General features: G+C 40.3%; 7 protein-coding genes and 1 pseudogene. All 8 read left to right on the top strand.

Features of this window, described 5'->3' with window-relative positions; all coding sequences use genetic code 11:
- The coding region (locus KKB09_06255) for a hypothetical protein (protein MBU4300792.1) at nucleotides 1-1,216 on the top strand (1,216 nt) is incomplete at its 5' end.
- A 673-nt stretch (nucleotides 1,217-1,889) separates the two neighbouring features.
- A pseudogene (locus KKB09_06250) lies at nucleotides 1,890-2,873 on the top strand (50S ribosomal protein L3).
- A 55-nt stretch (nucleotides 2,874-2,928) separates the two neighbouring features.
- Nucleotides 2,929-3,729 carry a 50S ribosomal protein L4 gene (gene rpl4p / locus KKB09_06245; GenBank protein MBU4300791.1) on the top strand — a complete coding sequence of 267 codons (801 nt, stop codon included), beginning with the start codon at nucleotides 2,929-2,931 and terminating at the stop codon, nucleotides 3,727-3,729.
- Nucleotides 3,730-3,737: 8 nt separating this feature from the next.
- On the top strand, nucleotides 3,738-4,139 hold the full coding sequence (locus KKB09_06240; protein ID MBU4300790.1) for a 50S ribosomal protein L23: 402 nt from the start codon (nucleotides 3,738-3,740) through the stop codon (nucleotides 4,137-4,139).
- A 246-nt stretch (nucleotides 4,140-4,385) separates the two neighbouring features.
- Complete coding sequence (locus tag KKB09_06235; protein ID MBU4300789.1) at nucleotides 4,386-4,616, top strand: hypothetical protein; 231 nt, start codon at nucleotides 4,386-4,388, stop codon at nucleotides 4,614-4,616.
- 12 nt (nucleotides 4,617-4,628) lie between these two features.
- Nucleotides 4,629-5,351: a 50S ribosomal protein L2 gene (locus KKB09_06230; protein MBU4300788.1), complete on the top strand. Its 723-nt coding sequence runs from the start codon at nucleotides 4,629-4,631 to the stop codon at nucleotides 5,349-5,351.
- 7 nt (nucleotides 5,352-5,358) lie between these two features.
- Nucleotides 5,359-5,700 carry a hypothetical protein gene (locus KKB09_06225; protein ID MBU4300787.1) on the top strand — a complete coding sequence of 114 codons (342 nt, stop codon included), beginning with the start codon at nucleotides 5,359-5,361 and terminating at the stop codon, nucleotides 5,698-5,700.
- Between the two features lie 9 nt (nucleotides 5,701-5,709).
- Nucleotides 5,710-6,114: a 30S ribosomal protein S19 gene (locus tag KKB09_06220; GenBank protein ID MBU4300786.1), complete on the top strand. Its 405-nt coding sequence runs from the start codon at nucleotides 5,710-5,712 to the stop codon at nucleotides 6,112-6,114.
- Nucleotides 6,115-6,130 lie beyond the last annotated feature (16 nt).

The following is a 6,130-nucleotide window of genomic DNA, read 5'->3' as shown; positions in this document are numbered from 1 at the left end:
ATATGCGCCTGAAAAAATAGATAATTTTCAAAGAATGGAAAACGGGCAGGAGCTAATTAACTCATATGATTTGCTTTTCATTGTCGAGCATCCAAAATATAATGAAATATACAATCAATTAAAGCAGGCAGGAGCGATTATCGCGAGCGGCAGTTCTATTGAAATAAGCCTTGATTCAAAAAGCATACTCATTTCAATAGATCCGAACAGGATCAAAGACATGGATCTTGCGTGGCCAGCAAATCTATCATATAGGACAGAAGAGGAAATAAACTTTCAATATTTCAATATAGCGGAGCTTCCTGCATACCCTGAGCCATTGGAGCAGATAGAGCCGACAAAAATAATCATTACTGATTTCCACCCAGATACCAAGTTCAAGCAAGACTGGGAACTTGAAGAGGTCAACTTTTCATACAGCGTATTTCTGAGAAATGTTGTGAAAAGCATAATCGGGACAAGCAAAAGAAACGTTTGGCTGTCGCGCTATTCGGCAGAATTGGCAGGCGTAGTCGATCAGTATATTTCAGGCTTTCTTTTTGGAAGACAAATCGATTTTGAAGATAAAAGCAATGTAATGCGTTTGAGAAACCAGCAATTATTTGATTTTGTCGTTACGGAAGTTAGGCGGCAAATTATGAAGTTTATAGAAAACATAAAATCAAATGACGTGGTTGAAGCGCAATGGGCCAAATTATCGAATTTCAAAGAAATGAAAGTCCGGATGGAACGCTCAATAACGACCAAAAAATGCCTTTATCCGTTCATCGATTTTCCATATAAGGGCGGATTTGAAAGGCAATTTACCGAAGATCAGCTCGATAACGATTCAATGGTAGACTCATATGTAAAGTTAAATCAATATTTGCACGGTTTTTCTATAACCTACTTGAATAGCAGAGGTTATCCTGTGCCATATTATCCGGATTTCATAGTAAAAACAAAAGAGTTCATGTTAATTGTGGAAACAAAATCTGAAAAAGACGCTCAGAATGATATTGACGTAAAAAGCAAAGCAATTGCCGCAGAACAAAAGTGCAGGGAATTCTCAAAGATAAAAACAACTCCTCCGGAGCCAATAATACAGCCGAAGCAGTGGAAGTATATTTTATTGCCTCAGGACATTTACAAAGAAATGGAAGGACAAAGTTTGAGGGCAATTATAAGCAAGTGTGAAAGTAATCTTGCTTTGATAAAAATGAAAAGAGAAAATTAAAATCAAAGATACCTTTATAAATCTTACCGTTATAATATAAGGTATTCGATTTACCGTTGAATGTCATGGAAAATCTTACGATTTTCCAAGCTTTTGAACCCGATGAAAATTAGAAGGGCTCAAAAAATACACAGTCATGTGTTGGATTCTCGGCAAAAATCTTACAGAATCTTGTAAGGTTGGCTTCAAAGTCTTGGCTGTGTTTAAGTGGCACGGGTTAGCGTTTTATTGCGTTTAATGAATTATTTTTTGCGCTGGCGTTTTCAACTGAAAGTTGAAACTTTTCGAGTTCGCTAAACAGCGAACGAGATGATTTTGAATGTACAACTTACGGATTCTTAGTCTGTGTAATGGTTTTAACCCAATGCATAAAATGATCCTTTCACTTCGTTCAAGGCTTTTAAGCCCAGAGCGCATGTGAATGGCTTAAAATGGTTAAAAATCCGTTCGCGACGCCCTATGAACCATTTTGAGGATAAAGGAGTCCTTTCGCAAACTTTGTTTGCTATAGGCTTTCCAGTCAAGCTGAAAATCCTCAAAAGCCTCGAGTAAAACGAGAGGATTTGGCGTGTTGCTCTCGGCTTTTTCGAGCTTGTCTCGAAAAGCTTGCCACGATAGTGGCATGATTTTAGTCCAAATAGAAATGCAGAAAATTAGTGAGGAATGATTAAAAATGGCAAACATTCGCCGCCCGAGAAGGGGCTCAATGGGATATTCTCCAAGAAAGAGAGCAAAGCGCATTTTCCCAGTTGTTGGAAGAAAGGCGCAGTCTAAAGAAATTAAACCCACTGAGTTCGCAGGATATAAGGTCGGAATGCTTCATTTGATGATGCTTAGCGACAAAAAAGGCACTCCCATCACAAACCAGGAAATTGCTGTGCCTGCGACACTTATTGAAGTGCCTCCGCTTAAGGTTCTTGGGATTCGCACCTACAAAAACACGCATTACGGCCCGAAAGTTGCAGGCGAAATCTGGACTGATAAAACTGATAAAACACTTTCTCGAACAATAAAATCACCCAAAAAAATCACTGCAAAAATCGAAACTCTTGAAAAAAATATTTCTAATATTTCAGATGTAGTTCTTTTAGCATATACACAACCAAAATCTGCAGGCATTAACAAGAAACGGCCCGAAATAATGGAAATCGGAATCGGTGGTGAAACTGTTGATGCAAAATTCAAATATGCAAAAGAAAAGCTTGGCGCAGAAATTACAGTAACTGATGTATTCAAGCAGGGCGAATTTGTTGACAGCATAGCGATTACAAAAGGAAAAGGATTCCAGGGCTCTATTTACCGATGGGGATTAAAGCTCCTTTCGCACAAATCCCAGAAATTGCACCGAAAGGCGGGAAACCTTGGTCCGTGGCATCCGCATAAGACAAGGCCAACTGTTCCTCAGATGGGCCAGATGGGATTTCATAAAAGAACAGAATACAATAAACGTGTCCTTAAAGTCGGCACAAATGCAAAAGAAATTGCAAAAAAAGGCGGATGGAAAAATTACGGCAAAATTAATACAAATTACATCATAGTTAAAGGCTCAATCCAAGGCCCTGCAAAAAGGCTAATAAGATTGCGCAGCGCAATAAGGCCGGTGCCCGGAATTTTCGGAAATGTTGAAGTCACAAAGTTAGGGATTAATTTATCATGAAAGCGCGTTTGCGCTTTCAAGCTTTTTAATCCAAGTAAACGAGGAATGATTAAAAATGAAAGCTCATGTTTTATCAATTGATGGGAAAAAATCTGGAGAATTAGATCTTCCAGTTCAGTTTTCCGAGGGCGTCCGGGAGGATGTAATAAGAAGAGCATATCATGCGTATGAAAGCAATAACCGGCAGGCTTATGGAACAGATCATGATGCGGGAGTCAGGACATCTGCAAAATACATGGGACGGCGCGCAAGCTACGGTTCATGGGCAAATAAAGGTATGTCAAGAATCGCGAGAATACGAGTGGGTTCGGGCCATATGACAGGAACGGTCAGACTGATTCCAAGCGCAAGAAAAGGACGTGCTGCCCATTCGCCGAATCCAAACAAGATTTGGGCTCAAAAAATCAACGATAAGGAACGAAAGTTAGCAATACGGTCTGCAATAGCAGCAACAGCAAATAGTGAATTCGTTTCAAAAAGAAATCATATTTTTGAGGAAAAGCTTCCGATTGTAATGGAAAACGGTTTTGCAAAGCTCAAAAAAGCAAAGGATGTCGAGGCAGCACTTAAGGCAATTGGCCTTGAAGCTGAACTGTCGCGAGCATCAAAAAAGAAAGTTCGTGCGGGTATCGGAAAAACAAGAGGCAGAAAATACAGGACAAGAAAAGGACCGGTCATAATTGTTGCAGAAGCTTGCGAAATATCAAAATCGGCAAAAAATATTGCAGGAATTGATGTTGTTACGCTGAATAAGCTCAATGTCAATGTGCTTGCTCCCGGTGGTCAGGCAGGAAGGCTTGCTATTTGGACAGTTGATGCGATAAAAAAACTTGAAAGTGATAAATTATACATGTAGATGATCTTATGGTTGCTGAAAAAACATCAAAAACAGGCGTAAAAGCGCCAAAAGAAGCATCAGAACATAAGGCAGCTGAATCAAAAGCTGTCAAAGCCGCGCCGAAATCTGTAAAAAAAGAAGCAATAACAGCAGACCCAAAAGCTGCAGCTGATGCATGGAATATTTTAAAGTATCCTTACCTCACTGAAAAATCAACACGAATGATAGAATCGCAGAACAAGCTCGTATTCATAGTCAAAGACCGCTCGTCAAAAGCACAGATAAAAGAAGCAGTTGAGGCGGTTTTCGGAGTAAAGGTCGCGGATGTCAATACCACATCAACAATGCGCGGCGAAAAAAAGGCGTATATCCGTCTCAAGCCAGAATTCAAGGCGGTTGACATTGCGACGAAATTGGGAATGATGTAAGAGGTAGATGATATGGTTTTCGGTGGCGGTTGCGGCGGAAATTATGTTGGAAAGGAAGAAAAGCACATAGTTGTTGGTGGCGTTTAGACACATATTCATGATTATGTTAGTGGTATAAACGGAATAAACGAAATTGACGCCACACCGGAAATAACCTGCTGCAGAAAATGTACTAATGACTGTACCCTCAAGAAACTTGGCGCGGCGGGGTATGAAACACACACCAATCAAATGAAGTGATTTATCATGGGTGAACGAAACATTACAACATATACTGATGGATGCAACTGCATAAAAAAAGATACTTGCGGAGGGGTTTGCACAGGTCCGCAATATCTTGTTGAAATTTCCGGATTGTCTAAACCATTAACAGAAGATGAAAAAAATGCGGCGATTGCAATGGCGTTATTATATCCTGAAAGTATAACGAAAACAGGAATTATAGGACAAGATGGCAGGTATATAAAAATTAAATAAATTGTGATATTTATGGGTAAGCGAAACATTTCACAGGCAAGAGGGCATGGATCTCATACATACAGAGCACACAGCTTCCACTGGCTTGCAGACATGAATTATCCGTCTTTTGCATTTACTGAAGGCACAAAAATCAGCGGCAAAATTATTGATATCTGCCATGATCCCGGAAGAAACGCGCCGCTTGGAAAAATCGTTTTCGATGACGAAAAAAAGACAATCGATTATCTTTTTATTCCTGAAGGAATGAAGACAGGAGATATTATTGAATATGGCGCTACAGCCGCAATAAAGCCAGGAAACATTGTTCAGCTTTCAAGAGTTCCTGAAGGCACGGCAATATTTAATATTGAAATCAATCCGTTTGACGGAGGAAAAATGGTTAAGGCTTCCGGAAGCTGCGCGATTGTAGTTTCGCAGTCTGTCGGAAGAACAATAATAAAGCTTCCATCAAAAAAAGTAAAAGAACTTAGCCCGCGTTGCAGAGTGACCATAGGCGTACTTGCAGGAGGCGAGCGAAAGAACAAGCCAATAGTTAAGGCAGGAAATAAATATTATGCTACAAAAGCCCGCGGCAAGCTCTACCCGAGAACTTCGGCAAGAGCAATGAACGCTGTGGACCATAAATTCGGGGGTTCGCACCTTGGAGTTCCGAAAACTTCAAGCAGGCACTCGCCGCCAGGACGAAAGGTCGGTTCGATTGCTGCAAGCAGAACAGGAAGAAAGAAGAGGTAAAGATAGTATGGTCAAAATGTTCAATATCGAAGGCGTTTTTAAGTGGGGCTTTGATAAGACAACTAATGAAGTTGGTGAAGATTTTTGTGAGATGAAGGATACTAAAGGAAATCCTTACACATTAGAGAAAACCTTTTCAATAGGAGACGGCACAAGTATTACTATGCATTATCAATCACGTGATGCAGTACCTAAAGACCCCATATTTCCGCAAGAAGTCAAAAAAAGAATGGGTGCCGGACCCGAATATTTATTTCGGAAAATATGCGAAACTCGTACGGGTAGGCGCGAAATAGATGTATCTTATGACTTAGTAAAAGAAAAATCCAGTAAATTATCGAATAATTAGTTGATATTTATGGCAGAAGAAAACATCGATATTAAAAAATTCACATTCCGAGGCAAGACTCTTGAGGAATTGAAAGCCATGCCGCTCTCGGAATTCATGAAGCTTGTCAAGTCAAGGGCAAGGCGCGCAATGAAACGCGGTTTCACCGATGTCGAGAAAAAACTTATAGTCAAGGCAAAGGCCGCAAAAGAAGGCGCTTTCATCAAAACACATGCAAGAGAAATGATTGTCCTTCCTGAATTTGTCGGAAAAAGATTCGGCGTATATAGCGGAAAGGAATGGAAATCAATCGACATAAAAGAAGAAATGATTGGCCATCGCCTCGGCGAATTTTCCCTTACAAGGCGCTTTGGCAAGCACTCAGGGCCCGGAATCGGCGCAACAAAGGGAAGCAAGAATGTGGCTTTGAAGTAAAGGATAAAATGGTGCA

The organism is Nanoarchaeota archaeon, assembly GCA_018897155.1.
Lineage (GTDB): Archaea > EX4484-52 > EX4484-52 > EX4484-52 > LFW-46 > LFW-46.
Note: the sequence above shows the minus strand (reverse complement) of the source record. Positions and strands in the feature narration are given on the sequence as shown.

What these genes read in the sequence shown, in the direction of transcription:
- KKB09_06220 (MBU4300786.1), top strand. Translation starts at nt 5,710, where the DNA reads ATGGCAGAAGAAAACATCGATATTAAAAAATTCACATTCCGAGGCAAG.
- KKB09_06230 (MBU4300788.1), top strand. Translation starts at nt 4,629, where the DNA reads ATGGGTAAGCGAAACATTTCACAGGCAAGAGGGCATGGATCTCATACA.
- KKB09_06235 (MBU4300789.1), top strand. Translation starts at nt 4,386, where the DNA reads ATGGGTGAACGAAACATTACAACATATACTGATGGATGCAACTGCATA.
- KKB09_06240 (MBU4300790.1), top strand. Translation starts at nt 3,738, where the DNA reads ATGGTTGCTGAAAAAACATCAAAAACAGGCGTAAAAGCGCCAAAAGAA.
- rpl4p (MBU4300791.1), top strand. Translation starts at nt 2,929, where the DNA reads ATGAAAGCTCATGTTTTATCAATTGATGGGAAAAAATCTGGAGAATTA.
- KKB09_06225 (MBU4300787.1), top strand. Translation starts at nt 5,359, where the DNA reads ATGGTCAAAATGTTCAATATCGAAGGCGTTTTTAAGTGGGGCTTTGAT.